The 22,365-nt window shown below is 51.8% G+C and carries 12 protein-coding genes and 1 rRNA gene; 11 read left to right on the forward strand and 2 right to left on the reverse strand.

Annotated features, from left to right (window positions below):
* From BM159_RS12210 to BM159_RS05070, 5 genes are all read left to right on the forward strand, one after another.
* On the forward strand, positions 1–1,292 hold a 1,292-nt coding region (locus tag BM159_RS12210), incomplete at its 5' end, for a YadA-like family protein (protein ID WP_177205918.1).
* Positions 1,293–1,490: 198 nt separating this feature from the next.
* Positions 1,491–4,115, forward strand: a complete 2,625-nt coding sequence (gene alaS / locus BM159_RS05055; RefSeq protein ID WP_093913162.1) for an alanine--tRNA ligase — start codon at positions 1,491–1,493, stop codon at positions 4,113–4,115.
* Between the two features lie 90 nt (positions 4,116–4,205).
* Complete coding sequence (gltX, locus tag BM159_RS05060; RefSeq protein WP_093913163.1) at positions 4,206–5,681, forward strand: glutamate--tRNA ligase; 1,476 nt, start codon at positions 4,206–4,208, stop codon at positions 5,679–5,681.
* 32 nt (positions 5,682–5,713) lie between these two features.
* Complete coding sequence (locus BM159_RS05065) at positions 5,714–6,577, forward strand: protease inhibitor I42 family protein (RefSeq protein ID WP_093913164.1); 864 nt, start codon at positions 5,714–5,716, stop codon at positions 6,575–6,577.
* A gap of 134 nt (positions 6,578–6,711) precedes the next feature.
* Positions 6,712–9,201, forward strand: a complete 2,490-nt coding sequence (locus tag BM159_RS05070; protein ID WP_177205919.1) for a U32 family peptidase — start codon at positions 6,712–6,714, stop codon at positions 9,199–9,201.
* A 23-nt stretch (positions 9,202–9,224) separates the two neighbouring features.
* Here the strand turns inward: BM159_RS05070 and BM159_RS05075 are convergent, their stop codons facing one another.
* Positions 9,225–11,396 (reverse strand): ATP-dependent helicase, encoded by a 2,172-nt coding sequence (locus tag BM159_RS05075; protein WP_093913166.1) that lies wholly within the window; start codon positions 11,394–11,396, stop codon positions 9,225–9,227.
* Between the two features lie 207 nt (positions 11,397–11,603).
* On the opposite strand from BM159_RS05075, the gene BM159_RS05080 reads away from it, so the two are divergent.
* The 5 genes from BM159_RS05080 to BM159_RS05100 all read left to right on the forward strand — a co-directional run bounded on the left by BM159_RS05080 (position 11,604) and on the right by BM159_RS05100 (position 19,424).
* Positions 11,604–12,566 (forward strand): AEC family transporter, encoded by a 963-nt coding sequence (locus BM159_RS05080; RefSeq protein WP_093913190.1) that lies wholly within the window; start codon positions 11,604–11,606, stop codon positions 12,564–12,566.
* A 19-nt stretch (positions 12,567–12,585) separates the two neighbouring features.
* Entirely contained in the window at positions 12,586–14,961 is a 2,376-nt protein-coding gene (locus BM159_RS05085) for an endonuclease MutS2 (protein ID WP_093913167.1), read from the forward strand.
* Positions 14,962–15,084: 123 nt separating this feature from the next.
* Positions 15,085–16,314: an aspartate kinase gene (locus tag BM159_RS05090; protein ID WP_093913168.1), complete on the forward strand. Its 1,230-nt coding sequence runs from the start codon at positions 15,085–15,087 to the stop codon at positions 16,312–16,314.
* A gap of 58 nt (positions 16,315–16,372) precedes the next feature.
* Positions 16,373–17,629, forward strand: a complete 1,257-nt coding sequence (locus tag BM159_RS05095; RefSeq protein WP_093913169.1) for a pyridoxal phosphate-dependent aminotransferase — start codon at positions 16,373–16,375, stop codon at positions 17,627–17,629.
* 127 nt (positions 17,630–17,756) lie between these two features.
* On the forward strand, positions 17,757–19,424 hold the full coding sequence (locus BM159_RS05100; protein ID WP_177205920.1) for a nucleoside kinase: 1,668 nt from the start codon (positions 17,757–17,759) through the stop codon (positions 19,422–19,424).
* Between the two features lie 203 nt (positions 19,425–19,627).
* Here BM159_RS05100 and BM159_RS05105 read toward each other — a convergent pair whose 3' ends face one another.
* Positions 19,628–21,721, reverse strand: coding sequence for a penicillin-binding protein 1A (locus BM159_RS05105; protein ID WP_245763644.1), 2,094 nt, complete (start codon positions 21,719–21,721; stop codon positions 19,628–19,630).
* A 460-nt stretch (positions 21,722–22,181) separates the two neighbouring features.
* Between BM159_RS05105 and BM159_RS05110 the strand changes: the two genes are divergently transcribed.
* Positions 22,182–22,365 (forward strand): 16S ribosomal RNA (locus BM159_RS05110); the annotation flags it as partial.

The raw sequence follows: 22,365 nt of genomic DNA on the forward strand, positions 1-22,365 counted from the left end.
CCAACAAGACGGCCATTGACAAGAACATAAAGGACATCGCTTCCAACAAGACGGCCATTGACAAGAACGCCAATAACATTTCTTCGTTGGGAACAAAAGTAACGGCTAATGAAACCGCGCTGGCAAAGAAGGCGGACAAGGCAAATACCCTGAAGGGGTATGGCATTGAAGACGCTTACACAAAAGAGGAAACCGATACGCTGCTGAACAAAAAGGCAGATAAAACCGCGCTGGCGGAAGTGAAAGCTACCGCCGACAGCAACAAGGAAGCTCTGGCGGCGCTGGGCGATGTGAAAGAACTGGCGAAAGACACGGAAACGATCAAAAAGATTGTTGACGATGTAGAAAGTGTTGTTGAGGAACAAAACGGTGTAGTGGCGGACGCCGAGGTGAAAGCGGAAGCTAAGGAACTGGTCAAGGGCGGCACGGTGTATGAGTATCTGAACAAGGAAGCGCTTTCTTTGGGCGAGAAGAGCAATAAGATTGCTGTAGGAAAAGGAAGCGAGGCCGCCGGTACGCAAAGTATCGCCATCGGTTTCGGAAACAAGGTAAGCGGTGCTAACAGCGGCGCAATTGGCGATCCTAACGATGTAAGTGGCGAGGGCAGCTATGCTATTGGTAATAACAACACGATCAGCGGCGGTAATACCTTCGTACTGGGCAGCAATGTAACGGCTGACGTGGATGACGCCGTGGTGTTGGGCAACAAATCAACGGCAGAATCCGGCGCGGTGTCTGTGGGTTCTGACGGCAGCGAACGCCAGATTAAACACGTGGCGGACGGTAAGGACGATACGGATGCGGCTACGGTCGGCCAGATGAACCGTGCTATTGAAGATGCAGTTGGCACCAACATGGTGAACATGAGCAACAGTATCAACAAGCTGGACAGCCGTATCAATAAGGTGGGCGCAGGTGCAGCGGCTCTGGCAGCACTGCACCCCATTGACACAGACGATAAGTTCACCATGGGCCTGGGCTACGGCAATTACCGGAGCGCGCATTCGGCGGCGATCGGCATGTTCTATCGTCCTACAGAGAAGATTATGTTGAGTGTAGGTGGCGCAATAGGCAACGGCGAGAACATGATCAACGCGGGTATCAGCTTTGCGATGGATAAAGGGAAGGGATTTGGTACCAGCAAGGCGGCTATGGCGCGGAAGATTGCGGCGCAAGATGAGGAGATTGCAGCATTGAAGGAAGCACATGCAAAAGAAAATGCGGAGAACAAGGCTGAAATTCAGGCCCTGAAGGAAGCCCTGGCCCGTTTGGAAGCTAAGATAGGGAAATAAGCAGTAACAAAACAGAAAAAGAACTGACATAGATTGGACTGCAAAGAGGAGTGGGGAAAGCCCACTCCTCTTTTTTTGCATTGCCTTTTTCTGCGCAGTTCAATTGACATTATCCGTGATTTTGCGTATAATTTTATAGTTAGTATAATTTGTTTATAATAGTAAGATGTTTTATAAACGCAAAAGGAGAGAGAACCTATGAAGTACATGAGCGGCAATGAACTCCGCGAACGGTTTTTGAAATTTTTTGAAGAACGGGGGCATATGCGGCTGCCCAGCGCGTCCCTGATTCCCCAGGATGACCCGACCCTGCTTTTGATCGGCGCCGGCATGGCTCCCTTCAAGCCTTTCTTTACTGGGAAGATGAAGCCGCCGTCTCCCCGTGTGACCACATGCCAGAAGTGTGTGCGCACCGGCGATATTGAAAACGTGGGACGTACGGCACGCCACCATACCTATTTTGAAATGCTGGGAGACTTTTCTTTCGGCGATTACTTCAAGAAAGAGATTATTCCCTGGAGCTGGGAATTTCTGACCAAAGAGCTGGAACTGCCCGGGGATAAGCTGTATATTACCATTCATACCTCCGATGATGAGGCGTATCAGATCTGGCACGACGTTGTAGGTATTCCTGACGAGCGCATCATCCGCCTGGAAGACAACTTCTGGGAAATCGGCAGCGGCCCCTGCGGTCCCTGCTCTGAAATCCACATTGATTTAGGCCCGGAACGGGGCTGCGGCAAACCGGACTGTGGACCGGACTGCGACTGCGGGCGTTTCCTGGAACTGTGGAACCTGGTGTTTACCCAGTTTAACCAGAACGAAGACGGCACTTACACGCCGCTGGAACATAAAAACATCGATACAGGTGCCGGGTTGGAACGGATTGCTTCTGTGCTGCAGGGCAAGCCTTCCAACTTTGAGACGGACCTGATTTTCCCCATTATCGAATATGCCTGCAAGGAAAGCGGTGTGGCGTACAACGCGTCCCCGAAATCTGACGTATCCCTGAAAGTGATTGCGGACCATGCCCGCAGCCTGACCTTTATGATCGGCGACGGTATTCTGCCGTCCAACCTGGGCCGGGGTTATATTTTGCGTCGCGTCCTGCGCCGGGCTGTCCGTCACGGACGCCTGCTGGGTATCGACCATGAGTTCCTGGGCGGCGCGGTGGATGTGGTGGTTTCCATGTACGGCGACCACTATCCGGAGATTCGTGAGAAACAGGATTATATCAAGAAAGTCATTCACATGGAAGAGAGCAGTTTCCTGAAAACCCTTAAGAGCGGCTGCGACATGCTGGATGTTGAAATTACAAAACTGCAGGAAGCTGGCAAAACTGAACTGGACGGGGACGTTGCCTTTAAACTTTCCGACACCTTCGGTTTCCCCAAGGAACTGACGGCGGAAATTCTGGAAGAACACGGCATGACCCTGGATGAAAAAGGTTTTGCGGAAGCCCTGGAAGTGCAACGTAAGATGGCCCGGGATGCCCGTGACGATAAAACCGGACGTCCGGTTTTGTACAATGACCGCGATTTGAATGCGGCAGAATTAAAAGTTGACGAAGCCGCCCACGCCGGCAAAGTGATGAAAATCTATCCGGTGGCGGATGCCCAGCCGGTGGATGCGGTTTCTGACGGACAGGATGCAGCCGTCATTCTGGATGTGACCGGTTTCCATGCGGAAGGCGGCGGCCAGTTGGGCGACATCGGCGTGATCAAAGCTCCGGCCGGTCTGATGCGGGTGACCAAAACAAAGAAATTGCCGGACGGCGTAACCTATATGGCAGGTACGGTGGAAGAGGGTACCATTGCGGTTGGGGACGCAGTGACCTATAAAGTGGATACTGTCCGGAGATCCGACATTGCCCGTAACCATACTGCTACCCATCTGTTGCAGGCAGCCCTGCGGAGCGTACTGGGCAGCCATGTCAACCAGGCTGGCAGCTATGTGGGTCCGGATCGTCTGCATTTTGACTTCTCCCACTTCTCCCAGGTCACGCCGGAAGAACTGGCGAAGGTGGAGAAGATGGTTAACGAACAGATTCTGGCGGCCAAGACCGTAACCTTTGAAGAAGTGCCGATCGAAGAAGCAAAGAAACGCGGCGCGATGGCGCTGTTTGGTGAAAAATACGGCGCCGTGGTGCGGGTCGTTACCGTTCCGGATTTCTCCATGGAACTGTGCGGCGGTGTACATGTAAGCAACACGGCCCAGATTGGTCTCTTCAAGATTGTCAGCGAGTCTTCCACCGGTGCGGGCGTACGCCGTATTGAAGCGGTGACCGGTTTCGGCGCCCTGCAGTATGTGGAAGGACTGGAAAAGACCATTGGCAATGTGGCAGCCAAACTCCATTGCCGCAATACGGACGTGGAAGAGCGTCTGGACGTGCTGCTGGCTGAAACGAAAGACGCCTGCCAGAAAGTTAAAGCACTGGAGAGTAAGATGGCTGCAGCAGCGGCTTCCAGCGCGGCAGACCGGATGAAAGAGATTAAAGGCGTCAACACACTGGTGCAGAAGGTGAGTGTGTCCGATGTAAATGCGCTGCGCACTATGGGCGACCAGCTCCGGGATAAGACCGGCGGCGTGGTGGTACTGGCTTCCGTTTTTGAAAACGGTAAGATCGGCATCCTGGCCATGGCTCACAAAGACGCGGTGGCCAAAGGCATCCACTGCGGCAAAATCGTGAAAGAAGTGGCTGCCATCTGCGGCGGTGGCGGCGGCGGCCGCCCGGATATGGCGCAGGCCGGCGGCAAGGACGCGGAAAAAGTAGATGAAGCGTTGCAGGCTGCCTGGGGCGTTGTGGAAGGACAGATTAAATAAATTGCGAAAAATGAGATGATTTTTGTAAATTGTTTTCGGGAAACATTTGATTCAAAACAATTTGCAGGCAAAGGATAGGAGTAAGTTACCATGAGTGAAGTTCGTGTACGTTTTGCCCCCAGTCCTACGGGAAATTTACATGTGGGCGGTGCCCGTACCTGTCTGTTCAACTGGCTGTTTGCCAGAAGTCAGGGCGGCAAACTGATTTTGCGTATTGAAGATACAGATCCTTCCCGTTTCCAGGAAGGTTCGGTAGGCCAGATCATCCGCAGTATGAAATGGCTGGGTCTGGACTGGGACGAAGGCCCGGAAGTGGGCGGCCCCAGTGAACCGTACTACCAGTCCCAGCGTACGGAGATTTATCAGAAGTATCTTAAGCAGCTGCTTGACGAAGGGAAGGCCTATTACTGCTTCTGCACGCCGGAAGAACTGGAAGCCCAGCGTGAGCTCCAGCGGCAGCGGAAGCAGCCGTTCCGTTATCCCCGTACCTGCCGCAACCTTTCCAAAGAAGAAGTGGAACGCAGGATCGCAGCGGGCGAACCGCATTCCATCCGTTTCAAGATACCCATGAAAGGAAACATGCGGGTGAAAGACATGATTCATGGCCGCATGGATTTTGATCTGACGCAGTTTGATGATTTTGTGATTGCGAAGACCAACGGCACGCCGACGTACAACTTTGCCGTTGTCATCGACGACCATCTGATGGGCATGACCCATGTGCTGCGGGCGGAGGAACATATTCCCAATACGCCGAAGCAGATTTTGCTGTATGAAGCCCTGGGTTTCCCCGTTCCGGAATTCGGACATATGTCCATGATCCTGGCCCCGGACCGCAGCAAGCTGTCCAAACGGCATGGCGCCCAGTCCGTAGAAGAGTTCCAGGCGATGGGCTATCTGCCGGAAGCGCTGCTGAACTATCTGACCCTGTTAGGCTGGTCCCCGGAAGGCAATCAGGAAATCATCACCAAAGAAGAAACGGTCAAACAGTTTGACATGAACAAAATGTCCCATAAAGGGGCAGTATATGATATCAAAAAACTCTACTGGATTAACGGCCAGTATCTGCAGAGCCTGCCGCTGGAACGCATCGTCAATGATGCGAAGCCTTTCTTTGTGAAGGACGGTCTCATTACCGAAGAGTGGTTGCAGGACGAAGAAAACCAGAAGTACCTGACCCATCTGGTGGAAGTGGTGCGTGTCCGTGTGAAAACGCTGCAGGAGATTGTGGATGCTTCCACATATTTCTTTAAGGATTTTGACACGTTTGATGAAAAAGGCGCCCGCAAGTTCTTCAATGCAGAAGGCGTAGCCCTGTTGAAAAAGTGCCGGGAACGTGTGGCGGCGACAACAGAAGCAGAGTTTAACGAAGCAGACCTGGAAAAACTGTACAATGCCATTGCGGAAGAAGAAGGCGTGGCGTTGGGCAAGGTAATCCAGCCCAGCCGACTGGCTTTGTCCGGACGTACCGTAACCCCGGGCATGTTTGATGTGATGATGCTGCTGGGTAAGGAGAAAACGCTGGAACGTATGGATCAGGCCATTGCCTTTGCAGAAAAAATGTGAGAGACCTTGTGGTATTTTGAGCAGGAGGACTCATGAAAAAATTAGCAGGTGCGTTGCTGGCGGCTTTGCTGCTGTTCTGCCAGAGTGTGTTTGCGGATCAGCCTACCACTGTTTTGACAGAAATTAAAGACGGAAAACAGATCCATATGGAAAGGCCTGTAATTGACGGAGCTAACGATGAAGCACTTCAACGAGCTGCCAATAATGTGTTACGCAGCGCGGCAGACGATGTAGCGGACAAAGTAGGTAAAAAGGGCACGGTAACCTATGAAGTGACGTTGAACCGTCCCAGCCTTGTAAGCGTACTGCTGAAAGGCAGTAACAACAAACGCAGTTATGTCCGAGCGGTCAACATTGACCTGACTACCGGGCGGGAATTTTCGTTGGATGAGTTCTTTTTCGGTGGAGAAGAGCGGGAAAAACTGTTGGGCAAGAATGCTGAGAACGTACTCTTTACAGAAAGCGGAGTTGCTTTTGCAGAGAAAAAAGGCGCAGCATATGACCGTGTCTTTTCCTATCAGGAGTTGCTGCCCCTGTCCCGTATCGGTGATATAGGCAGACTTATCACAGTATGGAAGCTGACAGAGAACAGTGATGGTAAGATTCTGGCGTTAAAGCAGGGCGATTTGTTTGCCTTTAAGCTGAACGCGAATCCAAGCACCGGCTTCCGGTGGGTGAATTCCGTTTCCGGCGGTCCGGCTAACGGTATTGTAAAAGCCGGCAGTTCGTTTATGATTTCTAATTCCCAGAAGGAACAGACGGGCACACCGGGGCTGGAGTTTCAGTTTTATGCAGCAAAATTGCCGGGAACTTACCGGTTGCAGCTGAGTTATCAGCGTCCCTGGGAAAAAATTGCCGGTGTCCGGGAGTGTAATGTTACGATAATAGTTAAATAGTTTTATATTATTTGCGTATGGTTGTTTCTGTTTTATGTAAATAGAAACAGAGCGTAACGCAAAGATAGCTGAAAATTATAAAAGCAGCATCGTCCTTGTGCCGGTGCTGCTTTCGTTAAATACAGGAGCCGATTATGCAGAAAGAGATTGAATTACTTGCTCCCGCAGGCACGTGGGAGGCGCTGGAAGCGGCAGTGAATGCCGGGGCCGATGCGGTGTATTTAGGCGGAAAAGCGTTCGGGGCCCGGGCCTATGCCAGCAATTTTGACCGGGAGGAAATGGCGAAAGCAGTTTATTTCTGCCATATGCATCACGTCCGTCTGTACGTGACGGTGAACACGCTGGTGGATGATAAAGAACTGCCGGAACTGGAAGATTATCTGGTATTTCTGCATAACGCGGGTGTGGACGGCATTATTGTCCAGGACATGGGCATCATCCGGGCGGCGCAGCAACTGGTGCCGGGGCTGCCTCTGCATGCTTCCACCCAGATGACGGTGACCAATTCCGCAGGTGTGCGCTTTGCGGCGGAACACGGGATCGTCCGGGTAGTGCCCGCCCGGGAACTGTCCCTGTCGGACTTAAAGAAAGCCTGTGAGACCGGTCTGGAGATTGAAGCGTTTATCCACGGCGCGCTGTGCGTATGTTATTCCGGTCAGTGCCTCATGAGCAGCCTGATCGGCGGCCGCAGCGGGAACCGGGGACGCTGTGCCCAGCCCTGCCGTCTGCCGTACACACTGGTGGATAAGAACGGAAAAGATTTGCTGGCAGGAAAAGATGCCGGGCAATATCTGTTAAGCCCGAAGGATCTGAACACACTGCGGATATTGCCGCAGATGATCGAAGCCGGCGTCATCTCGTATAAAATTGAAGGCCGCATGAAACGGCCGGAATACGTGGCAGTGGTGGTGGACGCGTACCGCCGGGCCATGGACAGCTACAAACGCGGGGCCTACGAAGTGCCGGCGAAGGATCTGGCTAACATCGAGCAGATTTTTAACCGGGATTTCACTACGGCCTACCTGGAAAAACATCAGGGCCGTCTGATGATGAGCGACCGCCGTCCCAATAACCGGGGAGTGCTCATCGGCCGTGTGCAGAAACTGAACAACGACCGTACCAAAGCGTTGGTGAAGCTTGACAAGGCGATCCGCACCGGCGACGGACTGGAGTTTTGGGTTAAAGTTGGCGGCCGCGTCGGCACGACTGTCAATACGCTCCGGGTCAGTGGGAAGATAGTGGAAGAGGCAGCAGCGGGATCTCTGGCGGAGATTGATGTTCCGAAAGGCGTGCGGCTGAACGATCGTGTTTTCCGTACCCTGGACAGCGGGCTGATGGCTTACGCCGGGCAGTTCTACGGAGAGAAAAATAAAAAGCGGATACCCGTTACGGCAAAAGTAACTGTGCGTATGGGAAATCCGCTGGAAGTCGTACTGACAGACGCCGACGGCAACACCGGTGCCGCCTTGACAGATTTTATCGCGGAACCGGCACGGAAGCATGCACTGGATGAAGCGGCTGTCCGTAAACAGATTGACCGTCTGGGAACCACGGAATACGAACTGGATAAACTGGAAACAGAAATCGGCGAAGGCCTTATGGTGCCTATGAGTGAGATCAACGAAGCGCGCCGCCGGGCCTGCGAAGCGTTGGACAAAGCAAGGTTGGAGGCCTTTGCACCTGCCAGGGTGCCGGTAGAGAATAAAAATGTGATGCACCGCTGGCTGCATGAATTGGAACATTCCGGTTCACACAACAGCGTGGAAACAGACCAGCCCCTGCTTACGGTCTGGGCCGATACGGTAGACAAAGTGAAAGCGGCTCTGGAGGGCGGGGCGGACTGGATCATCTTCGGCGGTGACCGATATACTTCGAGGGATGTAGCCTTTACCGATTATGAAACGGCGGCGAAACTGGTACACAACGCCGGACGTCGTGTTGCTTTTTCCACACCCCGTATCGTGAAAGAAGGCCAGCTCGGCTTTTTTGCGAAGTTTTTACAGCAGGCGGAAGCCTGCGGTGTCGATTTGCTGTATGTTCATAATACAGGCCTGTGGCAGCTGGCAAAGGATTTGGACCTGAAGACGCCGCTGTGGGCGGATATGAGCCTGAACATTTACAATACCCAGAGCCTTCAGTTCTGGCAGGAAGCGGGAGCCTCAGGCGCGACTCTGTCCGTGGAGCTGAATATGGGGCAGCTGAGTCATCTGGCAAAGTTCAGCCCGCTGCCGCTGGAATGCCTGGTGCAGGGCCCCATTGAGATGATGGTATCTGAGTATTGCGCAGGCGGAAGCTTTCTGGGTAATCTGGATAAAGGCGCCTGCACTTTCAAATGCAAAGAAGAAATCTATCTGCACGACCGGAAGGACGCAAGGTTCCGCCTGGCAGGCGACCAGTTCTGCCGTATGCATGTGCTGAATTCACAGGATCTGTCTGTATTAGGCGGCCTGGGGGAATTACGGGACATGGGCATTGCCAGGCTGCGCATTGACGGAAGAACGTACGGGCCGGACCAGCTGCGGGAGTTAGTGAAAAAGTTTAAAGAAACACTGGTGATGCATGGCGATGCAGTGGAAAACCTGCCGGGTACCACAAGGGGCCATTATTACCGGGGAGTGTTATAACAGATAAACTTTTACAGCTTGGGTTATATTTTTTCCAGCTTCGCCCTGAAGGAAATGCTTCGGGGCGTTTTTATATTGTCGAACTGCACTACATGGGCGCCCTTGTCTCTGTCCACATCGGTGACGGTGCCGTCGCCGAACACGGCGTGGCGCACACGCTGCCCGATGGAAAATGTCACGTCGCTTTCCTTTTCCGGCATGTACTTCTGGCTGTACCCGATGTATTCCCTGGCTTCTTTGATCAGTTCCGCCCGGGGCTCTTTTGTGTAGTGGAACAGATGCGGGTCGATATCCAGAATAAAGCGGGAAGGATACTGGGGTGAGCCGTCGAAGTTGCGACCTGCTCCCCGGGATAAATACAGTCTGTTCCTGGCGCGGGTCATGGCTACAAAAGCCAGCCGCCGCTCTTCTTCCATCGCTTCCTTGGTCCGTACTTTGCGGGAGGGGAAGATACCTTCGTTCATGCCGCACAGGAACACTGTAGAAAATTCCAGCCCCTTGGCTGCATGAACCGTCATCAGCTTCACTTTGCCTTTGGCTTCGGCGCCGTCCGCATTGGTGAACAGGGCCACATGGGCCAGGTAATGGGGCAGGGAAACTTCTTCGCCACAGGTGGTTTCATATTCATAAACGGACTGCTTCAGTTCCGCTACATTGTCGAGACGTTCCTGGCTTCCTTCCGTGCGCAGCATTTTCTCGTAACCGCTTTCGTTCAGAATGGCGGAAAGAATCTCAGAAACGGGGCGGTCTTCATATCCGGCGGCGTAGTGCTCTATCAGTGATACGAACTGACCGGCTTTGGTCCCTTTAAAGATGGAATCGTCCAGGGTTTCCGTAAGGGCCTGGTATAAAGTAACCCCGTGCTGCGTCGCGTATTCCTCCAGAAAAGCCAGCCGGCGTTTACCCATGTTGCGCTTGGGCGCGTTGACGATGCGCCGGAAGGACAGGTCGTCCTTGTAGGCTATCATCCGCAGATAGCTGAGGGCATCCTTGATTTCCATCCGGTCAAAAAACTGCACACCGCTGTAAATGGTGTAGGGTATCTTTTCTTCCAGAAATACCTGTTCGATGGCCCGGGTCACGTAGTGAGCCCGGTACAGGAGGGTGATATCCGCATAATCTACGCCTTCTGCCTGCAGGCGTCGGATCTCTTCGCAGATCCACTTTGCCTCGCCTTCCTGGGTGTCCGCAAAGTGGCAGACCACCGGTGCGCCGCCGGTACGACGGGGCAGCAGTTCCTTCCGGATGCGGTATTTGTTTTTTTCAATGAGGGAGTTGGCGACTGCCAGGATTTCCGGGGTGGAACGGTAATTTTCCATCATCATGACAGTCTGTGTGCCCGGGAATTTTGCAGCAAAATCCATCAGGAAACGCCCGTCCGCTCCCCGCCAGGTGTAGATAGTCTGGTCCGGATCGCCCACCACGAACAAATTCCTGTGCCAGGCGCACAGCGCTTCCATCAGTTCATACTGCAGGGCGTCGATGTCCTGGAATTCGTCGATCATGATGTATTCCAACCGCTGCTGCCATTTCAGACGGATATCTTCCCGTTCTTTGAAAATATGCAGCGTGAACTTGATCAGGTCATTGTAATCCAGGCCGAAGCATTTCTTTTCCTGATAGAGATAACCGAAAAAGATGATATCCTCTGCCCGGGCTGCTGCGTCATACTTTTCTTTCAGCGCTTCCAGGGGCAGGGCTATCATGTCCCTGTAATATTCCGGTCTTTTGAACAGCTTTTGAATTTCGATCATGTCCCGGGCCATGGAAAAGGTCATGTCCCGCAGGGTAAGTCCCCTCTCTTCGTATATGATCTGCAGCATGGCGTCGATGTCTGAGTTATCCAGCACCAGAAAGCTTTTGGGATAGCCGGCGGCATAGCTGTCTTCCTGCAGCACGGATACACAGAAGCCGTGAAAGGTGTTGATGTACCCCGTATCGTTGTCTCCGGTCAGGCTGTGGATGCGCTGCCGCATTTCATTGGCTGATTTATTGGTGAAGGTGACGCATAGGATATTGCCCGGCAAAATACCCAGTTCGTTTACCAGAAAGGCAAAACGGTGGGAGAGGGCCCGGGTTTTTCCCGAACCGGCCCCGGCGATAACACGGACATAGCCTTCCGTGGCGCGCACCGCTTCCTGCTGGGCGGCGTTGAGTTTCTGCATCAGATTTGTGTATTCGTAATTCTCTGTCATATGAAAAACCTCCGAAACAGATGTTCGCAATTATTTTAACACATGAACTGTCAAAAGAAAAGCGAACACGCCAAAGAAGTTTTTCACTGTTTCCGGTCCGGTGAAAAGTCCGTCAGAGTTGGTATATGCATTTGTGAAATTAACCTGCCGGTGATATACTATCTCTGGGGAAATGATATTTCAGAAAGAAACAAAGGAAAGAATGCGATGGACTGGGGCCGTATTTTTTTGGTGTTTACCGATATTTTGCTGCCTCTGGCGGCGGGATATTTTTTAAAAGTGCATACGCTGATGCCCCGGAGGTTCTGCGACTGGCTGATCAGGTTTAACGTGATTGTAATGGTTACGGTTCTTACGCTGATGAGTTTCTGGGTGCTGCCGTTGTCGGCGCAGCTTCTGTGGCTGCCGCTGATCGGTGTGCTGATTACCGCCGTTCCGGGCATTATCGGCGCGAAACTGTTTGCCGGCGGTTTTGACAACGATCTGGACAGGGGCGCCTATGTGATTTCCGCCATGCTTTCCAATATCGGGACCATTGGCGGGCTGTGCGCTTTCATCATGTACGGGGAGGCCGGGTTTGCTTATGTACAACTGGTAGCGGCACCCCAAAATATCCTGATGGTGGCGGCGGCGTTCCCCATGGCAAAATACTATTATGAAAAGCATAAGGCGGCGGAAAAGAAAGCGAAGCTGCAGCTGAGTTTCCGGGAGATGTTCATAACCTGGAACCAGATCGGGATCCTGGGCATGGCAGCGGGAATCGCGCTGCAGATGTGCGGAATCGAACGTCCTCCAATCCTGGGGGTGCTGTTTCATAATCTGGTACACATCCTCGCCTGGGTATCCCTGCTGCCGGTAGGGTACCTGATTGACTTTTCCCGGGCCGGGCTGTATTACCGCAGGGTTACCAGCATGCTGTGGCTGCGTTTTGTGATTGTTCCGGTTATTTTTTATGCGGGATTCAGGCTTCTTTTTACAGACCAGGTGCTGCTGGGTTCATTACTGATTATGGCGGCCACGCCGGCTGCTATCAATTCTGTCATCACGGCGCAGCTTTACAAACTGAATGTGGACCTGACCATTGCGTCTTTTTTGCTGACAACGGTCGTTTTCGTTCTCGTTGTCTTTCCTGTGTTTTTCTTTTATATTCATTTCGGCGGAAGGTTGTGAACAAGGAAAGAGGAATCCTATGAACACTCGTGTTACAGGGCGTTTTGCCGTCAAAACGCTGGAGTTTGACAAAGTTAAAATGCGTGCCGCGGAAAAGGCGGCTACTGAGCTGGGAAAGGACAGACTGCTGGCTCTTGGCATCTCTTCGGATTTTGAAACCGTAAAGCGGATGCACATGGAAACGGCGGAAGCGTTGCGGATCATAAATGCCGGTCGGCGTTTTCCTTTCGGCGGACTGTATAATATTGCGGAGGCAGTAAAGCGGGCCAGGATCGGCGGCGTGCTGGACGTGGAAGAGCTGATGCAGATAAAGACAAGCATGCAGGCGTTCGGTACGCTGAAAGTGTTCCTGCTGACGGAGAGCGATGACCACCCGAACCTGGCGGAGTACGGAAGAAGCCTGGCGGAATTCCCTAAACTGGTGCGCCAGCTGGAGAAAAGCATTTCGGAAAAAGGCGATGTACTGGACACTGCTTCCGTAAAGCTGGCAGGGCTCCGGATAGGGATTGCTTCGGCAAAAAGCAAGGTCCGTTCGCAGCTGGAGAAGATACTCCACGACCCCAACAATCAGAAGTATTTTCAGGACGCACTGGTCACTATGCGGGGAGACCGGTATGTAATCCCTATCAAGCAGGAGTACCGGGCCAACTTCCCCGGTATCGTCCATGACCAGAGCGGCACAGGAGCCACGCTGTTCATCGAACCAATGACGGTGGTGAACCTGAATAATACGATTAAACGGTATATAGCGGAAGAAAAGGAAGAAGTTGAACGGATTCTGCGGCAGCTTTCCGGCGCAGTGGGGGCGGAAGGCGAGACGTTGCTTCGCTGTCTGGCCGTGGCTGCAGATGTGGATGCAGTATATGCCAGGGCCCTGTACGCGCTGGATACGAAGGCTTGTCAGCCCCAGCTGGTGTCCAACGGCGGGCTGCGCATTGAAAAAGGACGGCACCCGTTGTTGCCTGCGGAAACAGCGGTACCGCTGGATGTAAACCTGGGTGAGACGTTTAACACGCTGCTGATCACCGGGCCCAATACCGGCGGCAAAACGGTGGCGCTGAAAGCCGTGGGTCTGTTTGCCCTGATGAGCCAGACAGGGATGTTCGTTCCGGCACTGAATGCCAAACTTCCGGTGTTCCGCGCGGTGTATGCGGATATCGGGGATGAGCAGAGTATCGAACAGAGTCTGTCCACTTTCTCCGGCCACATGATGAACCTGGTGAGCATTCTTCAGGAAGTTCGGGAACGGGACCTGGTGCTGGTAGATGAAATCTGTGCCGGAACGGATCCCAACGAAGGCGCGGCCCTGGCCATGTCTATTTTGGATCATCTGACAAAACAGGGCGTGTTCACCATGATGACTACCCATTACAGTGAGCTGAAAACCTTTGCCTACGGCCGGGAAGGCATGGAAAACGCCAGCGTGGAATTCAATCCGGATACATTGCTGCCCACGTACCGCCTGCTCATGGGCGTGCCCGGTAGCAGCAACGCCTTCAACATCAGCCGCAGACTGGGGCTGTCAGAGGAAATCGTGCATAGTGCCGGCGATCTTCTGAACGAAGAACACGTGCATATGGAAGATGTGTTGCAGGGCCTGGAAGGGGAACGCCGCCGTTTTGAGAGCCGCAGCCGGGAAGTGGAAGAATTGCGGTATGAGAGCGAGAAGCTGCGGAACCAGCTGGCCTGGCAGAAAAAAGATTTTGAAAAGCAGAAGAATGAATTGTTGCGCAAGGCGCGCCTGCAGGCGGACGAAATCTACCGCACCAGCCGCAGGGAGGCGGAAACGGTGCTGAAAGAGCTGCGTTCGTTAAAAGCGGATATCGATGTAAAAGCGCTGCAGGCAAAAGCGGAGGAAGCCCGGAAACGACTGGACAAGCACCTGGCTTTAGACGAACCCCTGCCGGAGGGTACGCCTTTGACGCCGGACAACGCCCGGGCCGGCATGACAGTGCTGGTAAAGTCACTGCGCAAGAACGGGACGCTCCTGGAAGTGAAAGGGAAGGACGGACTGGTTTCCGTGGGCGTGCTGAAGATGACGGTGCCGCTGTCCCAGTGCCTGCTTGTGAAGGATAAGCCGCAGGAAAGGCCGAAACCTTCCAAATTTAAAAGCAGTGCCTCCCATGCCCTGTTTGCCGCCAAGACTGAAACAGCGGAACAGGAAGCGGATGTGCGGGGCATGACCACAGACGAGGCGATTCCCTTTGTGGACCGTGCCATCGACGATGCGCTGCTGGCGGGTATAACCCAGGTGCGCATCATACACGGCAAGGGCACCGGCGCGCTGCGGGCCGGTCTCCATGCCTATCTGAAAGGCCATAAGAACGTGGCCTCCATCGCGCTGGCGGATCTTGTCCGGGGTGGTGCCGGGGTGACGGTGGTGACAGTGAAGTAAGCGTACGAACACACAAACTATTGAGTAGTCGTGCTAAAAAATCACAAGATATTGCAATAATGGGTTGTGGTTCTGTATATAATAGTGATATAATATTTATATATGTTCTAGGAGGGGCGATTTATGGCTTTTGTTGTTAAAAAGTTCGGTGGCAGCAGTGTGGCTACGCCGGAAAAGATTTATCATCTTGTAGATCGTGTGCTGGGTGAAAAGAAGCCTGATGACAAAATTGTGATCGTGGTTTCCGCCATGGGTGACACCACGGATGATTTGCTGACATTGGCGGGGCGTATCACCGACCATATGCCGAAGCGGGAAATGGATATGCTGCTGTCTACCGGCGAACAGATTTCCATTGCATTATTGGCCAGCGCATTTATGGAGCGCGGGCAGAAAGCAATCTCCTTTACCGGTTTCCAGGCGGGTATCCGTACCAACGCGAACCACACCAAGGCCGGAATTATGGAAGTGAAAGCAGACCGCGTCATGAAAGCGTTGGACGAAGGCAATGTCGTAATTGTAGCCGGATTCCAGGGAATCACCGATGAAGGCGATATCACAACGCTGGGCCGCGGCGGCAGCGATACAACGGCTGTTGCGGTGGCAGCAGGACTGAAAGCGGACATCTGTGAAATCTATACCGATGTGGACGGCGTGTACACGGCCGATCCCAGAGTAGTACCCAATGCGATTAAATTAAAAGAGATTACGTTCGGGGAAATGTTGGAACTGGCCCGTCTGGGAGCCGGCGTTATGCAGCCCCGTGCTGTGGAATACGGCGAACTGACCGGAACAGACATTCATGTACGTTCCACTTTCAACCGGGTGGAAGGTACGATTATCAGAGGGGAGTATACGATGATGGAAGAGAAGAAATTTATCATTCGCGGTGTGGCAAGCGATTCTAATGTTGCAAAGATCACTGTCCGGGGCGTTCCCGATGTGCCCGGTGTAGCCTATCGCATTTTTAACGGGCTGGCCCAGGAAAATATTGCGGTGGATATGATTGTGCAGAGCACCAGCGCTGTTAAGGAAAAGAATGATATTGTTTTCACCGTGACCAAGACCGATATGGCAGACACGGTGGGCGTGCTGGAACAGCTGAAGAATGAAATCGGCTTTGCCCGTGTGGATGTGGAAGCCAATGTTGCCAAAGTTTCCATTGTCGGTGCAGGCATGCTGGGTAATCCCGGTGTGGCAGCCCGTATGTTCGGCGCCTTGGCAAGCGAGAACATCAATTTAGATGTAATCAGTACCTCTGAAATTACAATTTCCTGTCTCATCGCCAAAGAAGATGAGAAGAAAGCCGTGAACGTGGTGCACCGATTTTTCTTCCCAAATGAAGAAAAATAAAAGCTTTGCGGAAGTTGCGGCGTTGTTGGAAAATATGAAGGGATAAAGGAGACTCAATATGTATAACAGTTTTGCGGCGCCTCAGGCAAAAGGAAAGGCTGCCAATGATATTATTTTTGCGGCTAACGCGCTGGCGGTGGCTGACGCAGCGGCTATCGGTGCGGAGAACGTAACGAACGGTACGATTGGTGCCATCCTGGATGACGATTCCAAGCTGGTCTGCCTGCCCACTGTGGAGGCGGTATACCGGAACCTGCCCATCAATGAAGTGATTGCTTACGCGCCTATCGCCGGCACTCCTGACTTTTTGGAAAAGGTGCAGGTTGCCACTTTCGGAAAATCCCGTCCCAACGGCTTCACCAGCGCGGTTGCGACAACCGGCGGAACCGGCGGTATCCATCATGCAATCTGGAATTATACCGAAGCCGGTGACACAGTGATCACCGCAGACTGGTACTGGGGAGCCTATAAGGTGCTGTGCCTGGACATGGGGCGCAAACTGGACACTTATAAGATGCTGACGGATGGCGGGACATTCAACCTGCCGGCACTGACGGAAAAAGTAAATGCGCTGCTGGCAAAACAGAACAGTATTATGGTCATCATTAACACGCCTGCCCATAATCCGACCGGTTACAGCCTTACCACAGAGGATATGGAACAGGTCGTGGCCATGCTGAATAAAGCCGCGGAAGAGACCGGCAAACAGGCAATTCTGTTCCTGGATGCGGCATATATCGATTATGCAGGTGAGAAGGACGCAGTTCGCGAAGTTTTCAAAGCCCTGGATAATCTTCCGGAGCGGGTGCTTGCCATTGTGCAGTACAGTATGTCCAAGGGCTTTACCATGTACGGTCAGCGGTTGGGCGCCATGATTTGCGTTACGTCCAGCGAAGCGGCGGCGAAAGAATTCTTTGAAATCAACCAGTATACAAGCCGCGCTACCTGGTCTAACAACAACCGGGCGGCGATGCGCACGCTGGTGCAGATTTATAGTGATGATGCGTTGCTGACGGCTGTGGAGGCGGAACGGGATCATTATTACAAAATGATTAAGGCGCGGGCCGATATTTTCGTGGAAGAGGCAAAAGCCTGCGGGCTGCCGATGATTCCGTATATTGCAGGTTTCTTCCTGTCTGTTCCCTGCGCAAATTCCCAGGCAGTGTGCGATATTCTGCATAAAGACCACATTTATCTGGTACCGTTGGCAGCCGGTGTGCGTATTGCGCTTTGCTCCATCCCGCTGCAGAAGATTCCCGGTATCGCCGCGAAACTGAACGATGCATTGAAGGCAGTGGAAGCTGCGAAAAAATAAATAATTGCTGTTTAGAGTAAGAAGGACACCGGTCTGATGACGGTTCCTTAAACAGATCAGGCTGAAGGTGAAACTTCAGCCTTTTTTGTAAAACAGAGACAGGACAATGAATGAACGGAGGTCTTTTATGCTGCTGATCACATTTCCGGACGGAACGAAAAAGTATTATGCAGAAGGAACGACGCTGGCGGAGATTGGCAGGGAGGTTGAGGCAGGGTATGATTCACCCCTTGCGGCCGGTGTTTTTAACGGGCAGGAGTACAGTCTGTCGTACCGGGTCGCGGAAGATGGGGAAGTGGCTTTTATCCCTATGAATTCCGTGGAAGGGATGCGCGCGTTTGTACGCAGTATCACGTTTGTCTGCGATGTGGCGATGAAAGATCTGTTCCCGGAAACGGAACTGGAAGTCTGTAATTCACTGGGCAGCGCTCTGTACTGTACTATGCCGAAAAATCCGCTGGATCCGGGACAGCTGAAGCAGCTGGAAGATAAAATGCGCAGCATCATTGCGGAGAAACATCCTATAGTGACATTTCCGGTAGACCGGCAGGAAGCGATTGAGAGGGCAAAGCAGGACCCGTATCTGGGGCAGGATGTATTGGCGATGATTAACATGGCCCCGGAGTCCGAGACGCTTTTTGCCTATGAGTTGTGCGGGATACGGGAACCTTTTTTTGAACCGCTGCTGACAAGCACGGAACATCTGTCGGCCTTTGAACTGATTCCCTTTGACAAAGGATTTGTCATCAATTATCCGGAGGTAGGCGACTATACCGAACTGCCGCCCTGGGATACGGTGCGGCGCATTAACCGTGCCTATGAAGAGGCAGAAGAATGGTCTGCCATGATCGGCTGTAATACGATTTCCAAGTTGAACCAGATTATCCGGGCGGGGAGAGCTGACAAGATTATCCGTGTGGCGGAAGGACTGCAGGAGAAAAAGTTTGTTGCTATGGCAGATTATATCACGCAGCACCGGGATAAGCTGAAGTTTATCCTGATTGCGGGGCCCTCTTCTTCCGGAAAAACCTCTTCAAATCAAAGGCTTTGCGTCCAGCTGGAAGTGAATGGGCTACACCCGATTCCCATTTCCATGGATAATTATTATGTGAACCGGGAAGATACACCGAAGAATCCGGACGGCACCTATGATTTTGAGCGGGTAGATGTGATTGATATCTCTCTGTTTAACGAGCATCTGAAGCGGCTGCTTCAGGGTGAGACTGTGATGCTTCCGTATTATAATTTTATGACCGGTCACAGGGAGTACCGCGGTCAGACGATGTGCATGAAAGAAAACAGCGTTTTCGTAATAGAAGGAATCCATGCGCTGAACCGCAAAGTTACGGAATCGGTTCCGGACGAAAATAAGCTGAAGATTTTTGTCAGCGCTCTGACTCCTATGTCGCTGGATGCCTTTAACCGTATCCATACGACAGACCTGCGGATGTTACGGCGCATGGTCCGGGATTCAAAGTTCCGTTCTCATGATGCCTTGAATACGATTAAGATGTGGCCCTCTGTACGAAGGGGAGAAGAAAAATATATCTTCCCGTGTCAGGAGGAAGCGGATGTTTTCTTCAATACGTCTTTGATCTACGAACCCGCAATTTTACGTAAGTTTGCGGTGCCGTTGCTGCAGACTGTGCCCAGGGAGGAAAAGGCTGCGTATTTTACGGCCCGGAGACTGCTGCGCCTGTTAGGACTGATAGAGCCGCTGGACGAAGACATGATTCCCAACAATTCCATTTTAAAAGAGTTTATCGGCGGTTCGGCTTTTGCGAAAGAATTGTAGAAGAGAAGTCCGAAACGAAATCATATAGTTTCCGGCGGTCGTGTCAATAAAAATCTTATAGAATAACCATATAAAAAAGAACAACTCCTGCTGCCCAATGCCTACAGGAGTTGTTTTTGTTTCATCTTGAGTTTTGGATAAACAAGTTCATTTGACGACGAAGACATAAACGTAAATAACCGGCTTCTCGCTAGGATTCAATTTCACTTTTTATTAGTTTTTTGCTGTGGTTTAATAGGTACAGGTTTTGCAGGCGCGGGTTTTACGGGAGCCGGTTTTTTCATGGAAGAATCGGTTTTCTTTTCAGGTTTGTTACTTATCACAGGCTTATCAGCTGCTTTAGATTTTGGTTTTACAACCTTTGGCGGTTTGGCCAGCGGATCGTTCTGGAGTTTGGTTTCCTCTTCTTTATTCTTATCTTCGTCTTCTTTATTGCCCATATCCTTGCCAACAGGAGTTACGGCTCCTGCAGGACGGACAAAATCCGCATAAGGTAATTCCTGTACGGCATTGATCATGAAGTCATGCCAGATGCTTAAAGGGGCTCCTGAACCGTACATGGCTCCCATGCTGCGGTTTCTGTCGTCACCAACCCAGACAGCGCAGGAAAGGTTGGGAGTATAGCCAACAAACCAGGCATCTTTGGAGTCATCTGTGGTACCGGTTTTCCCGGCTGCCGGACGGCCAAGGCCGGAGCCGCCTGCCGTACCGCTGATCAGTACGTCTTTCAGCATATCGGTGGTCTGATATGCTGCTTTGGCACTGACAACCTGTTTAGGCGCAGGCTTATGTTCGAAGAGAACTTTTCCGTTGCGGTCTACAATCTTAATAATGGAAACAGGCTGGTTCAGTACGCCGTTGTTGGCGATGGTTCCGTAAGCGGTAGCCATATCCAGCGGGCTGACGCCTTTAGTAAGACCGCCCAAAGCCATTGCCGGATTGTTATCGGTATATGGTCCTTCTTCTACTAATGAAGTAATGCCGCATGCCTTTGCCATCTTCATTACTTTTTCGGTACCGACACGTAATGCGACGCGGATTGCGGGGATGTTGTAAGAACGAGACAGGGCCGTACGCAGGGTGACCGTACCATGGAAACTGCCACCGGAGTTTTGGGGCTGCCATCCGCCGATTTTCAGCGGTTTATCGTCAACCATGGTAGCCGCATTAAGGCCGTTATCCATGGCGGTCAGATAAACAAAAGCTTTGAAAGCGGAACCGGGCTGCCGCTGTGCGAGCACAGCGCGGTTGAACTTATCCTGACCCCTGCCGCCGACCATGGCTTTGATATAACCGTTAGTGGGATCGAGAGCGACCAAACCTGCCTGGGGTTGTGTCAGATGGTCGGGATCTTCCGTCCATATATCGGGAAGGTAGCGGATTGCGTGTTCTGCCTTGGACTGCATGCTGCTGTCAAGCGTAGTATATATTTTCAGGCCGCCTTTAAATAATGCATCTGCACCGTATTTGTCGATAATCTGTTGGGAAACATAATCAAAGAAATACGAACGCAGATCTTTTTGTTTTCCGGTATTCTCATCTTTGCGGATTTTTACGTCTTCCGCTTTGGCTTTATCCGCGTCAGCCTGAGTGATATGCCCGTATTTTACCATCTGATCAAGTACGATATCCCGGCGCTCTTTGTTCGCCTTTGGGTTCTCCATGGGATCGTAATAGTTGGGGCTTTTAGGAATCGCTGCCAGAGTGGCGGCTTCTGCCAGGTCAATGTCCTGTACATGCTTCCCGAAATATGTCAGTGACGCAGATTCCACACCGTAAGAACCTTCCCCGAAATAAATCTGGTTCAGGTACATGTTCAGAATTTCGTCCTTGGTATATTTGTTTTCCATCTGCCTGGCCAGGAAGGCTTCCTTGATTTTACGGGAAATCGTGCGTTCCTGCGTCAGGAATGCGTTTTTTGCCAGCTGCTGGGTGATGGTGCTGCCACCCTGTACTTCCTGTCCCATAATGTTGCTGACAAGGGCACGGAATGTACCGCGGTAATCGATGCCGCTGTGTTCATAGAACCGGTTATCTTCAATTGAAACAAAAGCGGCCCGGACATGCTTGGGAATCTTGTCCAGTTTTACCGGCAGCCGGTGTTCCGCCGAAGCGGTGGTATAGATAATTCTGTTTTCATTATCATAAAATTGGGAAACTGCATCAGGAACCAGGCCTTCTTCCATAGCGGAATCAGATATGGAATATCCGCAGGAAGCTGTAAGCATGGCAGCAGTGAATAAAGCTGTGAGAGTAATCAGAAGTTTCCCCTTAAATAATGAAGAAGTGCTTTTCATGTCTACCTCATCTTTCTAAAGTGAAAATCGAATTATGCTTAAGCATATTACACTACATTATAGCATTATAACTTTGATTTGTCATTAATGGATGGTATTTGTCACAATTTATTTCCAAATTTCCAAAAACACAAAAGATTGTGTAGGGAAGAGCGGCATAACACAAAAACAAAAATATTTATTAAAAACAGCAGCCAACCCCCTTGCTTTTTTAGAGGAAAAGAGATAAAATACACTTACCCGCCATATGACGGGTGATTGGTTTATGAAAATAAATCAAAAAAGTAGTTGACAACATGTAAAAGATGTTGTAGACTATGTAAGTCGTCAATCGACGGCGGAACCTTGAGAACTGAATAACGAACCAGATGAATGTGCGGGTCAGCCCCTTCGGGGACAGACCTGAAAAGTCAAAGAAATTCTGAACAACAAGAAGAGCCGAATCGGCTTTCTATAAAGTATTATGGAGAGTTTGATCCTGGCTCAGGACGAACGCTGGCGGCGTGCCTAACACATGCAAGTCGAACGGGGATTTTGTTTCGGCAGAATCCTAGTGGCGAACGGGTGAGTAACGCGTAGGCAACCTGCCCCCCGGATTGGGACAACACCCCGAAAGGGGTGCTAATACCGGATACGAAGATAGC

The sequence above is a fragment of the Succiniclasticum ruminis DSM 9236 genome (genome assembly GCF_900112895.1).
Taxonomy (GTDB): domain Bacteria; phylum Bacillota; class Negativicutes; order Acidaminococcales; family Acidaminococcaceae; genus Succiniclasticum; species Succiniclasticum ruminis.

Bases quoted from the DNA above. Each gene is read 5' to 3' on its own strand.
- BM159_RS05065 (WP_093913164.1), top strand. From the start codon at position 5,714: ATGAAAAAATTAGCAGGTGCGTTGCTGGCGGCTTTGCTGCTGTTCTGC.
- alaS (WP_093913162.1), top strand. From the start codon at position 1,491: ATGAAGTACATGAGCGGCAATGAACTCCGCGAACGGTTTTTGAAATTT.
- BM159_RS05090 (WP_093913168.1), top strand. From the start codon at position 15,085: ATGGCTTTTGTTGTTAAAAAGTTCGGTGGCAGCAGTGTGGCTACGCCG.
- BM159_RS05085 (WP_093913167.1), top strand. From the start codon at position 12,586: ATGAACACTCGTGTTACAGGGCGTTTTGCCGTCAAAACGCTGGAGTTT.
- BM159_RS05075 (WP_093913166.1), bottom strand. From the start codon at position 11,396: ATGACAGAGAATTACGAATACACAAATCTGATGCAGAAACTCAACGCC.
- gltX (WP_093913163.1), top strand. From the start codon at position 4,206: ATGAGTGAAGTTCGTGTACGTTTTGCCCCCAGTCCTACGGGAAATTTA.
- BM159_RS05080 (WP_093913190.1), top strand. From the start codon at position 11,604: ATGGACTGGGGCCGTATTTTTTTGGTGTTTACCGATATTTTGCTGCCT.
- BM159_RS05070 (WP_177205919.1), top strand. From the start codon at position 6,712: ATGCAGAAAGAGATTGAATTACTTGCTCCCGCAGGCACGTGGGAGGCG.
- BM159_RS05100 (WP_177205920.1), top strand. From the start codon at position 17,757: ATGCTGCTGATCACATTTCCGGACGGAACGAAAAAGTATTATGCAGAA.
- BM159_RS05105 (WP_245763644.1), bottom strand. From the start codon at position 21,721: ATGAAAAGCACTTCTTCATTATTTAAGGGGAAACTTCTGATTACTCTC.
- BM159_RS05095 (WP_093913169.1), top strand. From the start codon at position 16,373: ATGTATAACAGTTTTGCGGCGCCTCAGGCAAAAGGAAAGGCTGCCAAT.